The sequence below is a fragment of the Bradyrhizobium sp. Ken64 genome, assembly GCF_055807555.1.
Genome location: NZ_JBVVPA010000020.1, coordinates 46,072 through 64,861 on the forward strand (window position 1 = coordinate 46,072; position 18,790 = coordinate 64,861).

At 63.1% G+C, this 18,790-nt stretch carries 31 protein-coding genes; 30 read left to right on the top strand and 1 reads right to left on the bottom strand.

Annotated elements, in window-relative coordinates:
- Positions 1 to 41 precede the first annotated feature (41 nt).
- From rpsJ to AC0L2F_RS27920, 30 genes are all read left to right on the top strand, one after another.
- Entirely contained in the window at positions 42 to 350 is a 309-nt protein-coding gene (rpsJ, locus tag AC0L2F_RS27775; RefSeq protein WP_002712302.1) for a 30S ribosomal protein S10, read from the top strand.
- Between the two features lie 53 nt (positions 351 to 403).
- The gene (rplC, locus tag AC0L2F_RS27780) at positions 404 to 1,117 is read left to right on the top strand and encodes a 50S ribosomal protein L3 (protein ID WP_007603016.1); all 714 of its coding nucleotides are present in this window, start codon (positions 404 to 406) and stop codon (positions 1,115 to 1,117) included.
- A gap of 1 nt (position 1,118) precedes the next feature.
- Complete coding sequence (gene rplD, locus AC0L2F_RS27785; RefSeq protein WP_007603018.1) at positions 1,119 to 1,739, top strand: 50S ribosomal protein L4; 621 nt, start codon at positions 1,119 to 1,121, stop codon at positions 1,737 to 1,739.
- Positions 1,736 to 2,038 carry a 50S ribosomal protein L23 gene (locus AC0L2F_RS27790; RefSeq protein ID WP_007603019.1) on the top strand — a complete coding sequence of 101 codons (303 nt, stop codon included), beginning with the start codon at positions 1,736 to 1,738 and terminating at the stop codon, positions 2,036 to 2,038. The genes rplD and AC0L2F_RS27790 overlap by 4 nt, the downstream gene beginning before the upstream one ends.
- A gap of 12 nt (positions 2,039 to 2,050) precedes the next feature.
- Positions 2,051 to 2,884 (top strand): 50S ribosomal protein L2, encoded by an 834-nt coding sequence (gene rplB, locus AC0L2F_RS27795; protein ID WP_007611609.1) that lies wholly within the window; start codon positions 2,051 to 2,053, stop codon positions 2,882 to 2,884.
- Positions 2,885 to 2,896: 12 nt separating this feature from the next.
- Complete coding sequence (gene rpsS, locus AC0L2F_RS27800) at positions 2,897 to 3,175, top strand: 30S ribosomal protein S19 (RefSeq protein ID WP_007603021.1); 279 nt, start codon at positions 2,897 to 2,899, stop codon at positions 3,173 to 3,175.
- 10 nt (positions 3,176 to 3,185) lie between these two features.
- Positions 3,186 to 3,572: a 50S ribosomal protein L22 gene (gene rplV / locus AC0L2F_RS27805; protein ID WP_007603022.1), complete on the top strand. Its 387-nt coding sequence runs from the start codon at positions 3,186 to 3,188 to the stop codon at positions 3,570 to 3,572.
- 18 nt (positions 3,573 to 3,590) lie between these two features.
- Positions 3,591 to 4,316 carry a 30S ribosomal protein S3 gene (gene rpsC / locus AC0L2F_RS27810; protein ID WP_007611608.1) on the top strand — a complete coding sequence of 242 codons (726 nt, stop codon included), beginning with the start codon at positions 3,591 to 3,593 and terminating at the stop codon, positions 4,314 to 4,316.
- Positions 4,317 to 4,348: 32 nt separating this feature from the next.
- Positions 4,349 to 4,762 carry a 50S ribosomal protein L16 gene (gene rplP / locus AC0L2F_RS27815; protein WP_007603024.1) on the top strand — a complete coding sequence of 138 codons (414 nt, stop codon included), beginning with the start codon at positions 4,349 to 4,351 and terminating at the stop codon, positions 4,760 to 4,762.
- A 5-nt stretch (positions 4,763 to 4,767) separates the two neighbouring features.
- Positions 4,768 to 4,974 (top strand): 50S ribosomal protein L29, encoded by a 207-nt coding sequence (rpmC, locus tag AC0L2F_RS27820; protein WP_007603026.1) that lies wholly within the window; start codon positions 4,768 to 4,770, stop codon positions 4,972 to 4,974.
- 13 nt (positions 4,975 to 4,987) lie between these two features.
- Positions 4,988 to 5,236: a 30S ribosomal protein S17 gene (gene rpsQ, locus AC0L2F_RS27825; RefSeq protein ID WP_473250613.1), complete on the top strand. Its 249-nt coding sequence runs from the start codon at positions 4,988 to 4,990 to the stop codon at positions 5,234 to 5,236.
- 83 nt (positions 5,237 to 5,319) lie between these two features.
- Complete coding sequence (gene rplN / locus AC0L2F_RS27830) at positions 5,320 to 5,688, top strand: 50S ribosomal protein L14 (RefSeq protein ID WP_007603030.1); 369 nt, start codon at positions 5,320 to 5,322, stop codon at positions 5,686 to 5,688.
- A complete protein-coding gene (rplX, locus tag AC0L2F_RS27835) occupies positions 5,688 to 6,002 on the top strand; it encodes a 50S ribosomal protein L24 (RefSeq protein ID WP_007603031.1) in 315 nt (104 codons plus the stop codon). The genes rplN and rplX overlap by 1 nt, the downstream gene beginning before the upstream one ends.
- Positions 5,995 to 6,552, top strand: coding sequence for a 50S ribosomal protein L5 (rplE, locus tag AC0L2F_RS27840; protein ID WP_007611607.1), 558 nt, complete (start codon positions 5,995 to 5,997; stop codon positions 6,550 to 6,552). The genes rplX and rplE overlap by 8 nt, the downstream gene beginning before the upstream one ends.
- A 46-nt stretch (positions 6,553 to 6,598) precedes the next feature.
- Entirely contained in the window at positions 6,599 to 6,904 is a 306-nt protein-coding gene (rpsN, locus tag AC0L2F_RS27845) for a 30S ribosomal protein S14 (RefSeq protein ID WP_007611604.1), read from the top strand.
- 14 nt (positions 6,905 to 6,918) lie between these two features.
- Positions 6,919 to 7,317 carry a 30S ribosomal protein S8 gene (gene rpsH, locus AC0L2F_RS27850; RefSeq protein ID WP_007603034.1) on the top strand — a complete coding sequence of 133 codons (399 nt, stop codon included), beginning with the start codon at positions 6,919 to 6,921 and terminating at the stop codon, positions 7,315 to 7,317.
- 16 nt (positions 7,318 to 7,333) lie between these two features.
- Positions 7,334 to 7,867 (top strand): 50S ribosomal protein L6, encoded by a 534-nt coding sequence (rplF, locus tag AC0L2F_RS27855; RefSeq protein ID WP_007611603.1) that lies wholly within the window; start codon positions 7,334 to 7,336, stop codon positions 7,865 to 7,867.
- 11 nt (positions 7,868 to 7,878) lie between these two features.
- The gene (gene rplR / locus AC0L2F_RS27860) at positions 7,879 to 8,241 is read left to right on the top strand and encodes a 50S ribosomal protein L18 (protein WP_007603036.1); all 363 of its coding nucleotides are present in this window, start codon (positions 7,879 to 7,881) and stop codon (positions 8,239 to 8,241) included.
- 47 nt (positions 8,242 to 8,288) lie between these two features.
- Positions 8,289 to 8,876 (top strand): 30S ribosomal protein S5, encoded by a 588-nt coding sequence (gene rpsE, locus AC0L2F_RS27865; RefSeq protein ID WP_007603037.1) that lies wholly within the window; start codon positions 8,289 to 8,291, stop codon positions 8,874 to 8,876.
- A gap of 25 nt (positions 8,877 to 8,901) precedes the next feature.
- Positions 8,902 to 9,108, top strand: coding sequence for a 50S ribosomal protein L30 (gene rpmD / locus AC0L2F_RS27870; RefSeq protein WP_007603038.1), 207 nt, complete (start codon positions 8,902 to 8,904; stop codon positions 9,106 to 9,108).
- A gap of 72 nt (positions 9,109 to 9,180) precedes the next feature.
- Entirely contained in the window at positions 9,181 to 9,666 is a 486-nt protein-coding gene (gene rplO / locus AC0L2F_RS27875; protein ID WP_007611602.1) for a 50S ribosomal protein L15, read from the top strand.
- Between the two features lie 152 nt (positions 9,667 to 9,818).
- Positions 9,819 to 11,150 carry a preprotein translocase subunit SecY gene (gene secY / locus AC0L2F_RS27880; RefSeq protein WP_007611601.1) on the top strand — a complete coding sequence of 444 codons (1,332 nt, stop codon included), beginning with the start codon at positions 9,819 to 9,821 and terminating at the stop codon, positions 11,148 to 11,150.
- A gap of 276 nt (positions 11,151 to 11,426) precedes the next feature.
- Entirely contained in the window at positions 11,427 to 12,299 is an 873-nt protein-coding gene (locus tag AC0L2F_RS27885; protein ID WP_473250614.1) for an adenylate kinase, read from the top strand.
- A 187-nt stretch (positions 12,300 to 12,486) separates the two neighbouring features.
- Positions 12,487 to 12,855 (top strand): 30S ribosomal protein S13, encoded by a 369-nt coding sequence (gene rpsM, locus AC0L2F_RS27890; RefSeq protein WP_007611599.1) that lies wholly within the window; start codon positions 12,487 to 12,489, stop codon positions 12,853 to 12,855.
- A gap of 122 nt (positions 12,856 to 12,977) precedes the next feature.
- Positions 12,978 to 13,367 carry a 30S ribosomal protein S11 gene (gene rpsK / locus AC0L2F_RS27895; protein WP_007603045.1) on the top strand — a complete coding sequence of 130 codons (390 nt, stop codon included), beginning with the start codon at positions 12,978 to 12,980 and terminating at the stop codon, positions 13,365 to 13,367.
- Between the two features lie 111 nt (positions 13,368 to 13,478).
- Positions 13,479 to 14,510, top strand: a complete 1,032-nt coding sequence (locus AC0L2F_RS27900; RefSeq protein WP_007603046.1) for a DNA-directed RNA polymerase subunit alpha — start codon at positions 13,479 to 13,481, stop codon at positions 14,508 to 14,510.
- A gap of 120 nt (positions 14,511 to 14,630) precedes the next feature.
- On the top strand, positions 14,631 to 15,047 hold the full coding sequence (gene rplQ / locus AC0L2F_RS27905) for a 50S ribosomal protein L17 (RefSeq protein WP_063995936.1): 417 nt from the start codon (positions 14,631 to 14,633) through the stop codon (positions 15,045 to 15,047).
- Between the two features lie 160 nt (positions 15,048 to 15,207).
- Positions 15,208 to 15,996, top strand: a complete 789-nt coding sequence (locus tag AC0L2F_RS27910; protein ID WP_473250615.1) for an SDR family NAD(P)-dependent oxidoreductase — start codon at positions 15,208 to 15,210, stop codon at positions 15,994 to 15,996.
- Positions 15,997 to 16,060: 64 nt separating this feature from the next.
- Entirely contained in the window at positions 16,061 to 16,357 is a 297-nt protein-coding gene (locus AC0L2F_RS27915) for a DUF1330 domain-containing protein (RefSeq protein ID WP_473250616.1), read from the top strand.
- Between the two features lie 57 nt (positions 16,358 to 16,414).
- Entirely contained in the window at positions 16,415 to 17,743 is a 1,329-nt protein-coding gene (locus AC0L2F_RS27920; protein ID WP_473250617.1) for a chloride channel protein, read from the top strand.
- A gap of 3 nt (positions 17,744 to 17,746) precedes the next feature.
- Here AC0L2F_RS27920 and AC0L2F_RS27925 read toward each other — a convergent pair whose 3' ends face one another.
- Positions 17,747 to 18,760: a zinc-binding alcohol dehydrogenase family protein gene (locus AC0L2F_RS27925; RefSeq protein ID WP_473250618.1), complete on the bottom strand. Its 1,014-nt coding sequence runs from the start codon at positions 18,758 to 18,760 to the stop codon at positions 17,747 to 17,749.
- Positions 18,761 to 18,790: the final 30 nt, after the last annotated feature.

Below are 18,790 nucleotides of genomic sequence, written 5' to 3' on the forward strand. Positions count from 1 at the left end.
CTATTCGCTATTCGCCACCCCACTGAAGAAAGACCACGGCAATGAACGGCCAAAACATTCGCATCCGTCTCAAGGCGTTCGACCATCGTATCCTCGATACGTCGACCCGCGAGATCGTGAACACGGCGAAGCGCACCGGCGCGCAGGTCCGCGGACCCATTCCGCTGCCCACCCGCATCGAGAAGTTCACCGTCAACCGTTCGCCGCACGTCGACAAGAAGAGCCGCGAGCAGTTCGAGATGCGCACTCACAAGCGCCTGCTCGACATCGTCGATCCGACCCCGCAGACCGTCGATGCTTTGATGAAGCTCGACCTGGCCGCCGGTGTCGACGTCGAGATCAAGCTCTAAGATTTTTGGATCACGTTCGCCACTAGCGGACAGAAAGAACAGGAAGCACGCCGATGCGCTCCGGAGTGATCGCACAAAAGGTCGGGATGACGCGGGTCTTTACAGAGGCCGGCGAACATATCCCCGTGACCGTGCTGAAGCTCGGCAATTGCCAGGTCGTAGGCCACCGCACCGAAGAGAAAAACGGTTATGTCGCGCTCCAGCTTGGTTCTGGCAGCCGCAAGACCGTGTACATGCCCAAGGCGGAGCGCGGCCAGTTCGCGGTCGCCAAGGTCGAGCCGAAGCGGCAGGTCGAGGAATTCCGCGTCTCCGCGGATCAGATGATCCCCGTCGGTGCCGAGATCCTGGCCGACCACTTTGTCGTCGGTCAGTTCGTCGACGTCACCGGCACTTCCGTCGGCAAGGGTTTTGCCGGCGGTATGAAGCGCTGGAACTTCGGCGGTCTGCGCGCCACTCACGGCGTCTCGGTCTCGCACCGTTCGATCGGTTCGACCGGTGGCCGTCAGGACCCGGGCAAGACCTGGAAGAACAAGAAGATGCCCGGTCACATGGGCGTCGACCGCATCACCACGCTCAACCTTCGGGTCGTCCAGCTCGATGTCGAGCGCGGTCTGATCCTCGTCGAAGGCGCCGTTCCCGGCTCCAAGGGCGGCTGGATCCGCGTGCGCGACGCCGTCAAGAAGCCGCTGCCGAAGGAAGCTCCGAAGCCCGGCAAGTTCAAGGTTGCTGGCGAAGCGGACGCTGCTCCGGCTGCGCAGGAGGCGTGAGATGGAATTGAAGGTCACGACCCTCGAAGGTAAGGAAGCCGGTTCGGTCCAGCTTTCCGACACCATTTTCGGCCTCGAGCCGCGCCAGGACATCATTGCACGTTGCGTGCAGTGGCAGCTCAACAAGCGCCAGGCCGGTACGCACAAGGCCAAGGGCCGCGCCGAGATCTGGCGCACCGGCAAGAAGATGTACAAGCAGAAGGGCACCGGCGGTGCTCGTCACGGCTCGGCTCGCGTGCCGCAGTTCCGCGGCGGTGGCCGTGCCTTCGGTCCGGTGGTGCGTTCGCACGCCACCGACCTGCCGAAGAAGGTCCGTGCGCTCGCCCTCAAGCATGCGCTCTCGGCCAAGGCCAAGGACGGCGATCTCATCGTGATCGACAAGGCCGCCCTGGAAGCTGCCAAGACCAAGGCGCTGCTCGGTCATTTCTCCGGTCTCGGCTTGACCAACGCGCTGATCATCGACGGTGCCGAGCTCAACAACGGCTTCGCCGCTGCGGCCCGCAACATCCCGAACATGGACGTGCTGCCGATCCAGGGCATCAACGTCTATGACATCCTGCGCCGTCGGAAGCTTGTTCTGACCAAGGCCGCCATCGATGCGCTGGAGGCGCGCTTCAAATGACGAAGAACATCGAGCCTCGCCATTACGACGTGATCCTGTCGCCGGTCGTGACCGAAAAGGCCACGATCGCCTCGGAGCACAACAAGGTGCTGTTCAAGGTGGCCGCGAAGGCGACCAAGCCGCAGATCAAGGAAGCGATCGAGAAGTTGTTCGACGTCAAGGTCAAGAGCGTCAACACGCTGGTCCGCAAGGGCAAGACCAAGATCTTCCGCGGCAATCTCGGCTCGCAGTCGAACTCCAAGCGCGCGATCGTGACTCTCGAAGAGGGTCACCGGATCGACGTGACCACCGGTCTGTAAGGTCGTACGACGATGGCACTGAAGACATTCAATCCCACGACGCCGGGCCAGCGCCAGCTGGTCATGGTCGATCGTTCGGCCCTCTACAAGGGCAAGCCGGTCAAGGCGCTCACCGAAGGCAAGCACTCCTCTGGCGGCCGCAACAACACCGGTCGCATCACGGTGCGCTTCCGCGGCGGCGGTCATAAGCGGACACTGCGTACGGTCGATTTCAAGCGTGACAAGGTCGATGCGCCCGCGACGGTCGAGCGGCTGGAGTACGATCCGAACCGCACCGCGTTCATCGCGTTGGTCAAGTACGAAGACGGCACCCAGGCCTATATCCTGGCGCCGCAGCGTTTGGCCGTCGGTGATTCCGTCGTTGCCGGCAATTATGTCGACGTGAAGCCGGGCAACGTCATGCCGCTCGGCAACATGCCGGTCGGCACGATCATCCACAACATCGAGGTCAAGATCGGGAAGGGCGGCCAGCTCGCCCGTTCCGCGGGCACCTACGCCCAGCTCGTCGGTCGCGACCAGGACTACGTGATCATCCGTCTGAACTCGGGCGAACAGCGCCTGGTGCACGGCCGTTGCCGCGGCACGATCGGCGCGGTGTCGAACCCGGATCACATGAACACGTCGATCGGCAAGGCCGGCCGCAACCGTTGGCTGGGCCGCAAGCCGCACAACCGCGGCGTTTCGATGAACCCGATCGACCATCCGCACGGCGGTGGTGAAGGTCGTACCTCGGGCGGTCGCCACCCGGTTACTCCGTGGGGCAAGCCGACCAAGGGCAAGAAGACCCGCTCGAACAAGTCGACCAACAAATTCATTCTCCTAAGCCGCCACAAGCGGAAGAAGTAAGGAACGCCGGACATGGTTCGTTCAGTCTGGAAAGGCCCGTTCGTCGAGGGTTCTCTGCTCAAGAAGGCAGATGCCGCGCGCTCGTCCGGCCGTCATGACGTCATCAAGATCTGGAGCCGTCGCTCGACGATCCTGCCGCAATTCGTCGGCCTGACCTTCGGCGTCTACAACGGTCAGAAGCACGTGCCGGTGGCCGTCAACGAGGAAATGGTCGGTCACAAGTTCGGCGAGTTCTCGCCGACCCGTACCTTCCATGGCCACTCCGGGGACAAGAAAGCCAAGAAGGCTTGAGGATTAAACGATGAGCAAACCTAAGCGCGAACGGAGCCTCGCCGAGAACGAGGCCAAGGCGGTCGCCCGGATGCTGCGGGTGAGCCCGCAGAAGCTCAACCTGGTCGCCCAGCTCATTCGCGGCCGGAAGGCGGCTGCTGCGCTCGCCGACCTGCAGTTTTCGCGCAAGCGGATCGCGGTTGACGTGAAGAAGTGCCTGGAATCGGCTATTGCCAACGCCGAGAACAACCACGACCTCGACGTCGACGATCTCGTCGTGGCACAGGCCTTCGTCGGCAACGGCCTCGTGATGAAGCGCTTTGCCGCCCGCGGCCGTGGCCGTTCGGGCCGTGTCTACAAACCATTTTCACAGCTGACGATCATCGTTCGTCAGGTCGAAGCCGCAGCAGCGGCTTAAGGGACGCAGGAGAACACGATGGGTCAAAAGATCAATCCGATCGGTCTGCGTCTCGGCATCAACCGGACCTGGGATTCCCGCTGGTACGCCGGCAAGCAGGAATACGGCAAGCTGTTGCATGAGGACGTCAAGATCCGTGAGATCCTGCACAAGGAGCTCAAGCAGGCGGCCGTTGCCCGCATCGTGATCGAGCGCCCGCACAAGAAGTGCCGCGTCACCATCCACTCGGCTCGTCCGGGCGTGGTGATCGGCAAGAAGGGCGCCGACATCGACAAGCTGCGCAAGAAGGTCGCGGACATCACCTCGTCCGACGTCGTCATCAACATCGTCGAGATCCGCAAGCCGGAGCTCGATGCGACGCTGGTGGCCGAGTCGATCGCGCAGCAGCTGGAGCGCCGCGTGGCGTTCCGCCGCGCCATGAAGCGCGCCGTCCAGTCGGCGATGCGTCTCGGCGCGGAAGGCATCCGGATCAACTGCTCGGGACGTCTGGGCGGTGCGGAAATCGCGCGCATGGAGTGGTACCGCGAAGGTCGCGTGCCGCTGCACACGCTGCGCGCAGACATCGACTACGGCGTTGCGACCGCGTTCACGACCTTCGGCACCTGCGGTGTCAAGGTCTGGATCTTCAAGGGCGAGATCCTCGAGCACGATCCGATGGCCCAGGACAAGAGAATGGCCGAAGGTGAGACTGGTGGCGGCGGCGATCGCGGCGGCCGGCAGCGCCGTGACAACGCTGCGGCCTGACGCCAGCACAGAGAATTTGAGGGCTTGAAGCCATGATGCAACCTAAGAAAACGAAGTTCCGGAAGGCGCATAAGGGCCGTATCCACGGCGTTGCGTCTTCGGGCGCGACGTTGGCGTTCGGCCAATTTGGTCTGAAGGCGACCGAGCCTGAGCGCGTCACCGCGCGCCAGATCGAAGCCGCTCGCCGCGCGCTGACCCGCCACATGAAGCGCGCCGGCCGCGTCTGGATCCGCATATTCCCCGACGTTCCCGTGTCGAAGAAGCCTGCCGAAGTCCGCATGGGCTCCGGCAAGGGCGCACCGGAATTGTGGGTCGCGCGCGTCAAGCCGGGCCGGGTGCTGTTCGAGATCGACGGCGTCAACACCCAGACGGCGCGTGAAGCGCTGACCCTGGCGGCAGCCAAGCTGCCGATCAAGACGCGCTTCGTCGAGCGTATTGCGGAGTAATGGCCATGGCCCAGATGAAAATCGAAGACATCCGCGCGTTGAGCCCCGATCAGCAGGATGACGCCATCCTGAACCTGAAGAAGGAGCGCTTTAACCTGCGCTTCCAGCGCGCCACCGGGCAGCTCGAGAACACCTCGCGCCTGCGCGAGGCCCGCCGTGACATCGCCCGGATCAAGACCGTCGCCGCGCAGACGCGCGCGAAGAAGAAGTAAGAGGCTTACGAAGATGCCGAAACGTACTTTGCAGGGCGTGGTCGTCAGCGACAAGCAAGCCAAGACCATCGTGGTGCGCGTCGATCGCCGCTTTACGCACCCGATCTACAAGAAGACGATCCGCCGTTCGAAGAACTACCACGCGCACGACGAGAGCAACGAGTTCAAGCCGGGCGACATGGTGTGGATCGAGGAATCGAAGCCGATTTCGAAGTTGAAGCGCTGGATCGTGATCCGGGGCGAACACAAGAAAAGCGCCTGATCTGTTGGCTTTAGCCGACTGACTTCAGGTAAATGTTGAGCGCCGGCTGGGCTGGCGCAAAGAGAAGAGGACGAGGTGCATCAATGATTCAGATGCAGACCAACCTCGACGTGGCCGATAATTCTGGCGCACGCCGTGTCATGTGTATCAAGGTGCTCGGGGGCTCCAAGCGCCGCTACGCCACGATCGGCGACATCATCGTTGTCTCGATCAAGGAAGCGATTCCGCGTGGCAAGGTGAAGAAGGGCGACGTGATGAAGGCCGTCGTGGTGCGCGTCCGCAAGGACATCCGCCGCGCCGACGGTTCGGTCATCCGCTTCGACCGCAACGCCGCCGTTCTGATCAACAATCAGTCCGAGCCGGTCGGTACCCGTATCTTCGGGCCCGTGCCGCGCGAGCTGCGCGCCAAGAACCACATGAAGATCATCTCGCTCGCGCCGGAGGTGCTGTGATGGCTGCGAAGATCCGCAAGGGCGACAAGGTCGTCGTGCTGACCGGCCGCGACAAGGGCCGCACCGGCGAGGTGTTCGAAGTGCGTCCCGACGCCGGTACGGCGCTGGTGCGCGGTATCAACATGGTCAAGCGTCACCAGAAGCAGACGCAGGCGCAGGAGGGCGGCATCATCTCGAAAGAGTCGCCGATCCAACTGTCCAACATCGCGTATGTCGGCAAGGACGGGAAGCCGACCCGCGTCGGATTCAAGATTCTGGCGGACGGCAAGAAGGTCCGCATCGCCAAGAGCTCGGGAGCTGAGATCGATGGCTGAGGCCGCTTACACACCGCGCCTGCGCGCGGAATACGACGCGAAGATCCGGACGGAAATGACCGAGAAGTTCGGTTATGAGAACGTCATGCAGGTTCCGCGCCTGGACAAGGTCGTGCTGAACATGGGCGTTGGCGATTCCGTCAACGACCGCAAGAAGGCCGAGAACGCCGCTGCGGAATTGACCCAGATCGCCGGCCAGAAGGCGATCGTGACCTATTCGCGCGTCGCGATCGCGACCTTCAAGTTGCGTGAGAACCAGCCGATCGGCTGCAAGGTCACGCTGCGCAAGGCCCGCATGTACGAGTTCATCGATCGCCTTGTGACGGTCGCGCTGCCGCGCGTCCGCGACTTCCGCGGCTTGAACCCGAAGAGCTTCGACGGCCGCGGCAACTACTCGCTCGGCCTCAAGGAACACATCATTTTCCCCGAGATCGACTTCGACAAGGTCACGGAATCCCGCGGCATGGACATCACCGTCTGCACCACGGCCAAGACCGACGACGAGGCGAGGGCCTTGTTGACCGCTTTCAATTTCCCGTTCCGGCAGTGAGACGCTGACCTAAAGCCTCTCAAACGCGGATACCCAGGAGCCAAGCATGGCAAAGAAGAGTTCAATCGAGAAGAACAACCGGCGCAAGCGGATGACGAAGAACGCCGCCCCGAAGCGCGAGCGGTTGAAGGCGATCATCGCCGACAAGACGTTGCCGATGGAGGAGCGGTTCGCCGCGACCCTGAAGCTGGCGGAAATGCCGCGCAACTCCTCGGCGACCCGCATCCGTCTGCGTTGCGAGCTGTCGGGCCGTTCGCGCTCGAACTATCGCTTGACCAAACTGTCCCGCATCGCAATGCGGGACCTTGGCTCCAAGGGCATGGTCCCGGGCCTCGTGAAGTCCAGCTGGTAAGGAGGGTCGTTTAGATGTCTACGCACGATCCAATCAGCGATCTGATCACCCGCATCCGCAACGCGCAGATGCGCTCCAAGAACAAGGTCTCCACGCCTGGCTCGAAGATGCGCGAGAACGTGCTCGAGGTGCTGAAGAGCGAAGGCTACATCCGCGGTTACGCCACGCTCGAGCACTCCTCGGGCCGCAGCGAGATCGAGATCGAGCTGAAGTATTTCGACGGCGAGCCCGTTATCCGCGAGATCGAGCGTGTCTCCAAGCCCGGGCGTCGCGTTTACGCCTCGGTGAAGAACCTGCCGCGGGTCAATAACGGACTCGGCATTTCGGTGTTGTCGACGCCGAAGGGAATCATGGCTGACCACAGTGCGCGTGAAGCGAACGTGGGCGGCGAAGTTCTCTTCACGGTGTTCTGAGAAGGATTTTTGATCCATGTCACGTGTTGGCAAAAGGCCGGTAGCGGTGCCGTCGGGTGTGACCGCGACCGTCGACGGGCAGACCGTCAAGATGAAGGGGCCGAAGGGCCAGCTTCAGTTCGTCGTCCATAGCGACGTCGAGGTGAAGCTCGACAACGGCCAGGTCAAGGTGAACCCCCGGGTCGAGACCAACCGCGCGCGGGCCCTGTACGGGACCGCTCGCGCCCAGGTCGCGAATCTGGTCGAAGGCGTCACCAAGGGTTTCGAGAAGAAGCTCGAAATCACCGGCGTCGGTTACCGCGCTGCGCTGCAGGGCAAGAACCTGCAGCTCGCACTCGGCTACAGCCACGATGTGGTCTACGCGATCCCGGAAGGGATCACGATCACCGTGCCGAAGCCGACCGAGATCACGGTGACCGGCAGCGACATCCAGCGCGTCGGCCAGGTCGCCGCCGAGATTCGCTCCTATCGTCCGCCGGAGCCTTACAAGGGCAAGGGCGTGAAGTATGTTGGCGAATTCATCTTCCGCAAGGAAGGCAAGAAGAAGTAACGGAGCCGGTCATGTCGAAAGCCAAGGTTACGAATGCCCGGCGCAAGCGCAGTGTACGTCTGAAGCTGCGCCGCTCGGGTGGCGGCCGTCCGCGCCTGTCGGTGTTCCGCTCGTCCAAGCACATCTACGCCCAGGTCATCGACGACCTGAAGGGCGAGACGCTGGCCTCTGCCTCGTCGCTCGAGAAGTCGATGCGCGATGGCGGCAAGACCGGCGCCGACATCGATGCGGCGAAGGCGGTCGGCAAGCTGCTGGCCGAGCGCGCCGCCGAGAAGGGTGTCAAGGAAGTCGTGTTCGATCGCGGCAGCTATCTCTATCACGGGCGCGTCAAGGCTCTTGCCGACGCGGCGCGTGAGAGCGGGCTGAGCTTCTAACAGAATTTGAGGATTGAGGCGTAAGCCTCTGAAGGACTGGAAAAACCATGGCAGAACGCGAACAACGTGGTGGACGCGATCAACGCGGCGGCGGACGTGAACGGAGGGAAGAGCGCGACAGCGAGTTCGTCGACAAGCTCGTCCACATCAATCGCGTCGCCAAGGTCGTCAAGGGCGGCAAGCGCTTCGGTTTCGCAGCGCTGGTCGTGATCGGCGACCAGAAGGGCCGCGCCGGCTTCGGTCACGGCAAGGCGCGCGAAGTGCCCGAGGCGATCCGCAAGGCAACCGAATCCGCCAAGCGCAACCTGACCCGCGTGTCGTTGCGCGAGGGCCGCACGCTGCACCACGACATCGCCGGCCGTCATGGCGCGGGCCGTGTTTATCTGCGCGCAGCTCCGGCCGGTACCGGCATCATCGCCGGCGGTCCGATGCGCGCCGTGTTCGAGACGCTCGGCGTACAGGACGTGGTTGCGAAGTCGATCGGCTCGTCGAACCCGTACAACATGGTTCGCGCGACCTTCGATGCGCTGAAGCATCAGGATTCGCCGCGCTCGGTCGCTGCCCGCCGCAACATCAAGGTGTCCACCCTCCAGTCCCGCCGTATCGGTGGCGACGCCGAGGCGGTTGCCGAATAACGGAAGCTTTTCGGAGTAGACGCCCATGGCCAAGAGTGCCGTTACGACCGCAAAGACGATCAAGATCGAGCAGACCGGTAGCGCGATCCGCCGCCATCACTCGCAGCGCTCGACGCTGATCGGGCTCAAGCTCAACAAGATCGGCCGCACCAGCGAACTGCCGGACACCCCGGCGGTCCGCGGCATGATCTTGAAGGTTCACCATCTCGTTCGCATCGTCGACGAGAAGTAAGCAAAGGCGCACGATCCCGAAGCGGGACCCGTTTTCGGTGAAGGTCATGCGCAAGAAACAAGGAGCAGGGCGATGAAGCTCAGCGATATCGCCGACAATGCCGGCTCGCGCAAGAAGCGTATGCGCGTCGGCCGCGGCATTGGTTCGGGCAAGGGCAAGCAGGCCGGCCGCGGTGGCAAGGGCCAGACCGCGCGTTCGGGCGTGCGCATCAAGGGTTTCGAAGGCGGCCAGATGCCCTTGCATCGCCGTCTGCCCAAGCGCGGCTTCAACAACATCTTCCGCATCGAGTTCGCCGAGATCAATCTCGACCGGCTCCAGGACGCGGTGGATGCCAAGAAGATCGACGCCGGCAGCGTCGTGAACGTCGAATCCCTGGTCAAGGCCGGCGTGCTGCGCCGCGCCAAGGGCGGCCTGCGGCTGCTCGGCCGCGGCGAGTTCAAGGCCAAGCTCAACATCGAAGTGCACGGCGCCTCGAAGACCGCGATCGCGGCAGTCGAGAAGGCCGGCGGCTCGGTGAAGATCCTCGCGCCTGCCAAGGAAGAAGGCGAGGCGGCGTAACAACTGCGTCATCTGCCCGCAGCTCGCGGGCCTTTACGCATGCGGGACGATGGACTTATCGAAGCCGTAGCCCCAGATAATGTCCGGTGTCCGGTATAATGTAGCCCGGCCGCGGGCATGACGGCGCAATAAGCGGCGGGAGAAAGTCCAAGATGGCCTCTGCAGCGGAACAACTGGCAGCCAATCTCAATTTCGGTGCGTTTGCCAAGGCCGACGAACTGAAGAAGCGCATCTGGTTCACCTTGGGTGCGCTGCTCGTTTATCGGCTCGGGACCTACATCCCGCTGCCCGGCATCGATCCCAACATCTGGGAGCAGGTGTTCCGCTCCCAGGCGGGCGGCATCCTCGGCATGTTCAACATGTTCGCCGGCGGCGGCATTCACCGCATGGCGATCTTTGCGCTGAACATTATGCCGTACATCTCGGCCTCCATCATCATCCAGCTCCTGACCACCGTCTCGCCGCAGCTCGAGGCGTTGAAGAAGGAAGGCGAGTCTGGCCGCAAGCTGCTGAACCAGTACACCCGCTATCTCACGGTGATCCTGGCCGCGTTCCAGTCCTACGGCATCGCGGTGGGCCTCGAAGGCGCCGGCAACGTCGTCAGCGACCCCGGCATGTTCTTCCGCCTGTCTACGGCGATCACGCTGACCGGCGGCACCATGTTCCTGATGTGGCTAGGCGAGCAGATCACCTCGCGCGGCATCGGCAACGGCATTTCCCTGATCATTCTCTCCGGCATCGTCGCCGAGTTGCCTGCGGCGCTCGCCAACATGCTCGAGCTCGGCCGTCAGGGTGCGATGTCGACCGGCCTGATTCTGGTCGTCATCATTATGGCGGTGGCCGTGATCGCCTTCATCGTGTTCGTGGAGCGCGCCCAGCGCCGGCTCTTGATCCAGTATCCGAAGCGCCAGGTCGGCAACAAGATGTTCGAGGGGCAGTCCTCGCATCTGCCGCTCAAGCTCAACACCTCGGGCGTGATCCCGCCGATCTTCGCGTCTTCGTTGCTGCTGCTGCCGACCACGGTTGCGAACTTCAACGCGGGCAGCGGGCCGGAATGGTTCCAGTGGATCAACACCCAGCTCGGCCACGGCCGTCCGCTGTTCCTGATCATGTATCTGGCGCTGATCGTGTTCTTCGCCTTCTTCTACACCGCGATCGTGTTCAATCCGACCGAGACTGCGGACAACCTGAAGAAGCACGGCGGGTTCATTCCGGGTATCCGTCCGGGCGAGCGTACCGCGGAATATATCGACTACGTGCTGTCGCGGATCACCGTGCTCGGCGCGGTCTATCTGGCGATCGTCTGCTTGATCCCGGAAATCCTGATCTCCTACGCGTCGGTACCGTTCTACTTTGGCGGTACTTCGCTGCTGATCGTCGTCAGCGTCACCATGGACACGGTGGCGCAGGTGCAGGGTTATCTCCTGGCGCATCAGTACGAAGGTCTGATCCGGAAGTCGAAGCTGCGCGGCCGCCGCCGTTAAGCGCGGCGTCCTCTCGGGCGGCGCAATTGCGCTGCCGATTCGCCGCGCGTGCAACGCGCGGACGGCGAGCTGGCATTCGGTCGCCTCGGCAGAGCCGCTCTTACTGTCGTGCAAGCACTGATCTCCAAGCACTGATCTGAAAGGCTTCTTGGCGTCCGGCCATTTGCTCCCCTATGATATGGGTAGCGGTGCGGCGCTGATTATGATTTGCACTGTAACTGGACTTCAAAGCACAGGTGCGCGACGTATCGCGCACCAATCGGGGGGCGTACGCCGATGAGAATTATACTTCTGGGGCCACCGGGATCGGGCAAGGGCACCCAGGCGCAGCTACTGGTGCAGCGCTATGGCATCGTCCAGCTCTCGACCGGCGAGATGTTGCGTGCAGCGGTGGCGGCCGGAACGCCGGTCGGTCTCAAGGCCAAGGAGATCATGGCCAGCGGCGGTCTCGTGCCGGACGATGTCGTGGTGGGAATCATCTCCGATCGGATCGATCAGCCGGATGCCAAAAACGGTTTCATCCTCGACGGTTTCCCGCGGACCGTGCCGCAGGCCGAGGCGCTGGATGAGCTGCTCAAGCACAAGCACCTCAAGCTCGACGCCGTGATCGAGCTCCGCGTCAACGAGAGTGCGCTCCTGAACCGTGTCGAGACCCGCGTCGCCCAGATGCGCGAGCGCGGGGAGGAGGTCCGGCTCGACGACACCCCGGAGGTCCTGACCAAGCGGTTAGCCAGCTACCGCAACCAGACGGAACCGCTGATTCACTACTATTCCGAGCGGCGGAAGCTCTCGACTATCGACGGCATGATGGCCATCGACGAGGTCACCCGCGCCATCCATCGCCAGCTCCTGGCGCTCGGGGCGGTCGAGCCCAAGACTCATGGCAAGTCCCGCGCCCGGAGCGCGACCAAGGCGGCCCCGGCTAAAAAGGCCAAGACGGCAAAAAAATCGGTCAAAAGGCCCGCGAAAGCTGCCAAAAAGGCTGCCAAATCCAAGAAGGCGGCCAAGAAGGCAGGCAAGAGAATCGTCAAGAAAGTCGTCAAGAAGGCGGGGAAGAAGAAGGCAGCCAAAAAGACCGCCAAGAAGGCCGTCAAAAAAGGTGCCAAAAAGGCCGCAAAAAAGGTCACGAAAAAGCGAGCTAAGCGCTAGCAGCGGTTGACGAAAGCCCCCTGAATCCCCTAATAAGCCCCGCATCCAAGTCGGATAGTTTCAAACGATGCCGGGCCCCAGGAAGACCAGGGGTGGGCGTCGTGTTCGCGTTTGTGAACACCTGCCCGAGAAACCAAGCACTTAAAGCGCGATTCCTGACGAGGGATCGGCGACAGGAGAGAAGGCCGTGGCCCGTATTGCCGGCGTGAACATCCCGACCAACAAGCGCGTGCTGATCGCGCTCCAGTACATCCATGGCATCGGCCAGAAGATCGCCGGTGAGATCATGGAGAAGGTCAAGATCCCAGACGATCGTCGGGTCAATCAGCTCAGCGACGCCGAAGTGCTTCAGATCCGCGAAGTGATCGACCGCGACTATCTCGTCGAGGGCGATTTGCGTCGTGAGGTCGGCATCAACATCAAGCGTCTGATGGACCTCGGCTGCTACCGCGGCCTGCGCCATCGTCGCGGCCTGCCGGTACGTGGCCAGCGTACCCACACCAATGCGCGCACGCGCAAGGGTCCGGCCAAGGCCATCGCCGGCAAGAAGAAGTAAGTTTTCGCATCCAATCACGGCGTGTGGCGACCCGGGGATGACCCGTTCGCCACGCGCCTTTCGTTCCACAGGTGTAGCCGCTGGCATTACGGCGGCGTTGAGATCTTCAGGAAAGGTAGTCTATGGGCAAGGAAGCCACCCGCGTTCGTCGTCGTGAGCGCAAGAACATCGCCTCCGGCGTCGCGCATGTGAACTCGTCGTTCAACAACACGACCATCACCATCACCGACGCGCAGGGCAACACGATTGCATGGTCCTCCGCCGGCACGATGGGCTTCAAGGGCTCGCGCAAGTCGACCCCCTATGCCGCACAGGTCGCCGCCGAGGACGTGTCGAAGAAGGCGCAGGAGCACGGCATGCGCACGCTGGAAGTCGAAGTCGCCGGTCCCGGTTCGGGCCGCGAATCGGCGCTCCGCGCGCTTCAGGCCGCGGGCTTCACCGTCACCTCGATCCGCGACGTGACCACGATCCCGCACAACGGTTGCCGTCCCCGCAAGCGTCGGCGCGTTTGATACCAGATTGCGGGCGCATTGGCGCCCGCGATGACTTTTTGCAAAGCCGTGGAAATGATCTGCGGCCTTTCTCCAACGCCAGTGCCTGCGACAGCAGTCTGACTGGCCTGTATGGGTGAAACAGTGACGATCCAGAAAAATTGGCAAGAACTGATTCGGCCGAACAAGCTGCAGGTACAGCCCGGCAGCGATCCGACCCGTTTCGCGACCATCGTCGCCGAGCCGCTCGAGCGCGGCTTCGGCCAGACGCTCGGCAACGCGCTGCGCCGCATCCTGCTGTCCTCGCTCCAGGGCGCCGCGGTGCAGTCGGTGCACATCGACGGCGTGCTGCACGAGTTCTCCTCGATCGCGGGCGTCCGTGAGGACGTCACCGACATCGTGCTCAACATCAAGGACATCTCGATCAAGATGCAGGGCGAAGGCCCCAAGCGCATGGTCGTCAAGAAGTCCGGCCCGGGCGTCGTCACCGCCGGCGACATCCAGACCGTGGGCGATGTCGTCGTGCTCAATCCCGACCTGCAGATCTGCACGCTCGACGAGGGCGCCGAGATCCGCATGGAGTTCACGGTCGCAACCGGCAAGGGCTACGTGCCCGCCGAGCGCAACCGCCCCGAGGACGCGCCGATCGGTCTGATCCCGGTTGACAGCCTGTACTCGCCGGTCCGCAAGGTCTCCTACAAGGTCGAGAACACCCGCGAGGGCCAGATCCTCGACTACGACAAGCTGACCATGACGATCGAGACCAACGGCGCGCTGACGCCGGATGATTCCGTGGCCTACGCCGCGCGCATCCTGCAGGATCAGCTCAATGTGTTCGTCAACTTCGAAGAGCCGCGCAAGGAAGTCGCCCAGGAGATCATCCCGGACCTCGCCTTCAACCCGGCCTTCCTCAAGAAGGTGGACGAGCTCGAGCTCTCCGTGCGTTCGGCCAACTGCTTGAAGAACGACAACATCGTCTACATCGGCGACCTCGTGCAGAAGAGCGAAGCGGAAATGCTCCGCACTCCGAACTTCGGCCGCAAGTCGCTCAATGAGATCAAGGAAGTGCTGGCCCAGATGGGTCTGCACCTCGGCATGGAAGTGCCGGGCTGGCCGCCGGAGAACATCGACGAGCTCGCCAAGCGCTTCGAGGATCACTACTGATCCGAATGACAACAGGCTGAGGCGCGAATTCATCGCGCCTTAGCGGGCGAACGCAGGCAGCCCACCTGAGCAACTGGTCCGACGAACCGTCGCGACGACTGAAATTCAAGGAATCAAAAAATGCGTCACGGCAAGGTTCATCGCAAGCTCAACCGCACCGCCGAGCATCGCCGCGCGATGTTCGCAAACATGTGCGCCGCGCTGATCAAGCACGAGCAGATCGTCACCACGCTGCCGAAGGCGAAGGAATTGCGTCCGATCGTCGAGAAGCTGATCACCCTCGGCAAGAAGGGCGGCCTGTCCATGCGTCGCCAGGCCATCTCCGAGATGCGCGACAAGGATCAGGTCAGGAAGCTGTTCGACGTATTGGCGCCCCGCTACAAGGATCGCCAGGGTGGCTACACCCGCATCATCAAGGCGGGCTTCCGCTACGGCGACAATGCGCCGATGGCCGTGATCGAGTTCGTCGACCGCGACGTCGATGCCAAGGGTCAGGACTCCGGCCCGGTGCAGGAAAAGGAAGCCGAGGCGGCGTAAGCCGACCGGCAGAGAGTTTTCAGAAAGCGGCGCCTTCGGGCGCCACTTTTTTATTGGCCGTCCTCGTTGGTTGCGTCCCGCTCCTCACGCGTCAGTGAGTGGCGATTGTTATCGTGCCGGTAGCGCCCAATATCTCCGCCAGCATCAACGGAGATCACGCATGAACATCGACCTTTCCGGAAAGACCGCCCTCGTGACCGGCTCGACCGCCGGAATCGGCCACGCTATTGCAAAAGGCCTTGCCGGCTCGGGTGCGAGCGTCGTGATTAACGGACGCGGCCAGGACAAGGTCGATGCGGCCGTACGCAGGCTGGAAGGGGCGGGGGCCAAGGTCCGCGGCATCGCCGCCGATGTGTCGACCGCTGCGGGCTGCATGGCGCTGGCCGCGGCGCTGCCAGATGTCGACATCCTCATCAACAATGCCGGCATCTTCGAGCCGAAAGACTTTTTCGACATTCCGGACGAGGACTGGAGCCGCTTCTTCGAGGTCAACGTCATGAGCGGCGTGCGTCTCTCTCGCGCGTACATGAAGGGCATGCTCAAGCGCAACTGGGGCCGAATCGTCTTCATCTCGTCGGAGTCCGGACTCAACATTCCCGTGGAGATGATCCACTATGGAATGAGCAAGACGGCCCAGCTCTCGGTCGCACGCGGCCTGGCGCAGCTCACCCGCGGCACCGGCGTCACCGTCAATTCCGTGCTGCCGGGCCCGACGATGTCGGAGGGCGTCGAGACGTTCGTGAAGGATCTCGCCAAGCAGAACGGTCAGTCGGTCGATGAGGCTGCGGCCAATTTCGTCAAGCAGCATCGCCCAAGCTCGCTGCTCCAGCGCTTCGCCAGCGTCGACGAGATCGCCAACATGGTGGTTTATGCGGCTTCCAAGGAAGCCTCCGCGACCAACGGTGCGGCGCTGCGCGCGGAAGGCGGCATCGTCAATACGATTGCCTGAGCATGATCCGGAAAAGTGTGACGCGGTTTTCCGAAAAGATCATGCTCAAGACAAAGGACCGCTCATGCCGGCCTATGTGATCTCGGAGGTCGAGGCGCGCGATCGGGCCGCGATGGAGGCCTATCGCGCGCTGGCCGCAGCAACCATCGCGCGATATGGCGGCCGCTACCTCGCGCGCGGCGGTGCCGCTGAAGTGGTGGAGGGCGGCCCGCCGCCCAAGACCATCATCATCGTGGAGTTTCCCTCAATGGAATGCGCGCGCGAATGGTACGCGTCCCCGGAATATGCGGAGGCGCTGAAGCTGCGGCAGACGGCGCTGGAGCGGCGGTTACTGTTCGTCGAGGGCGTGGTTCCAGTCTAGCTGGTCTGCTCGATAGCCCCCTTCAATTCGGGACCTGACAGGCTAAAACTCCGGCTCATGCTCTGGCCCCTGTCGACCCGCCATAAACGCCTGTTCAGGCTGACATCCGCGCGATGGCAGCGGCGAGCAATCTTCGTGCTTGGTGGGATCGGGGTAGGCGCCGCGGCGGTGGCGCTGGCCCAACTCGCTGATCTCGCCCAGTACGCCTTTACGCTGCTGCTGGCCAAGTCGCGCTACGCCGTGCTCGCACTGACACCTCTCGGCTTCATGCTCTCGGCCTTTCTGACCACCCGGCTGTTCCCGAACGCACAGGGCAGCGGCATTCCTCAGGCGATCGCCGCACGGCATCTGACCGACCAGACGGCGCGCGAGAGCCTGGTCTCGATCCGAATCGCGATCGGGAAGGTGATCCTCACCTTGTTCGGTCTGCTGTGCGGTGGCTCCGTCGGCCGGGAAGGACCGAGCGTTCAAGTCGGCGCTTCCATCATGTTTGCGCTTGGACGCGTCTCGCCACGCCGCCAGCCCGGATTGATCCTGGCCGGCGCGGCCGCCGGCGTCGCGGCCGCCTTCAACACGCCCCTGGCGGGGATCGTCTTCGGTATCGAGGAGATGAGCCGGGCTTTCGAGACGCGTACCAGCAGCCTCATCATTGCGGCGGTGATCGCGGCCGGCCTGACCTCGCTCGCGCTGATGGGCAATTACGCCTATTTCGGCAGCAGTGCGACGTCTCTTGCCCGCGGCACCGACTGGCTGGCGGTGCCGGTGTGCGGCGTGGTCGGCGGTTTGGCTGGCGGCATCTTCAGCCGTATCGTCATCGTGATGGCGCGCGGCTTCGCCCATCCGCTCGGGCGTACGGTCAAGCGCCACCCGTTGTGGTTTGCGCTCGCGTGCGGATTGGCGGTCGCGATCTGCGGCCTCGTCTCCGGCGATACGATCTATGGCACGGGCTACCAGCAGGTAAAGACGGCCCTGGAGCAGGGCGCACCGCTGCCGCAGGACTTCGGCATCCTCAAGCTTCTCGCCACCACCTTCGCGGCAATCAGCGGCATACCCGGCGGAATTTTTTCGCCGTCACTCGCCGTTGGAGCCGGCCTCGGCAGCAATATCGCGTCCTTCTTCCACGACGCTCCGCTCGGTGCGATCATGTTGCTCGGCATGGTCTCCTATTTTGCCGGTGTGGTGCAGGCGCCGATCACCGCTTTCGTCATCGTGACCGAGATGACCGACAACCACGCCATGGTGGTGCCGTTGATGGCCGCCGCCCTGATTGCACACGCCACCTCACGGCTGATCTGCGAGGAAGGGATCTACCACGCGCTCGCCAAGGGCTTTATCAAGCGGGCCACGCGCCCGCCTGAGACGAATGCGGCGCCCGCTTCGAGCTAAGACCTACCACCCCTCCAGCACGATCTTGCCGCGCGACTTGCCGCTCTCGAGCAGCGCGTGCGCGCGCTTGAGATTGGCCGCGTTGATCGTGCCAAAGGTCTGGTCGAGCGTGGTGCGCAGCACGCCCTTGTCGATGAGGTCGGCGACATCGTTGAGCAGATGATGCTGCGCGATCATGTCGGCGGTCTGGAACGAAGAGCGCGTGAACATCGATTCCCAGTGCACCGAGATCGCCTTGCCCTTGAACGTGCTCATGGTGAACTCCGGGGGATCGTCGATCAGGCCGAACTTTCCCTGCGGCGCCATCAAATCGGCGATGCTCTTGTAGTGCTGGTCGGTGAAGGTGAGGCTCGCCACCAGCGCGACGGGCGGCAGCTTGAGCTTCTCGATCTGCTCCTTCATCGGTTGGCCGTGGTCGATCACCGCATGCGCGCCGAGATCGAGGCACCATTTTTGCGACTCCGGCCGCGTCGCGGTCGCGAGCACCGTCAGCCCGGTGAGACGGCGGGCGAGCTGGATCAGGATCGAGCCAACGCCGCCGGCGCCGCCGGTGATCAAGAGGGTACGCGGATCGACACTCTTGCCGGGCACTGCACCAAGCCGGTCGAACAACAGCTCCCAGGCGGTGATGGAGGTGAGGGGAAGGGCGGCGGCTTGCGCGAACGACAGGCTCTTCGGCTTGTTGCCGACGATGCGCTCGTCGACCAGATGGAATTCGGAATTGGTACCCTGGCGCAGGATCGAACCGGCATAGAACACCTCGTCGCCTGGCTTGAACAGCGTGACGTCGGGCCCAACGGCGTCGACGACGCCGGCCGCGTCATAGCCCAAAATCTTCGTCTCGCCCTCGGGCGGAGCGGCTCGCTTGCGCACCTTGTAATCGACCGGATTGGCCGAGATCGCCTTCACGGCGACGCGGATGTCGCGGCCCTTTGGTTCGGGCTTGGCTGTCTCGAAATCGAACAGCGCGTCCTGATCCTCGATCGGAAGCGACTTCTTGTAGCCGACGGCCTTCATGGCTTGTCTCCTCGGATAGCATTGCAGATG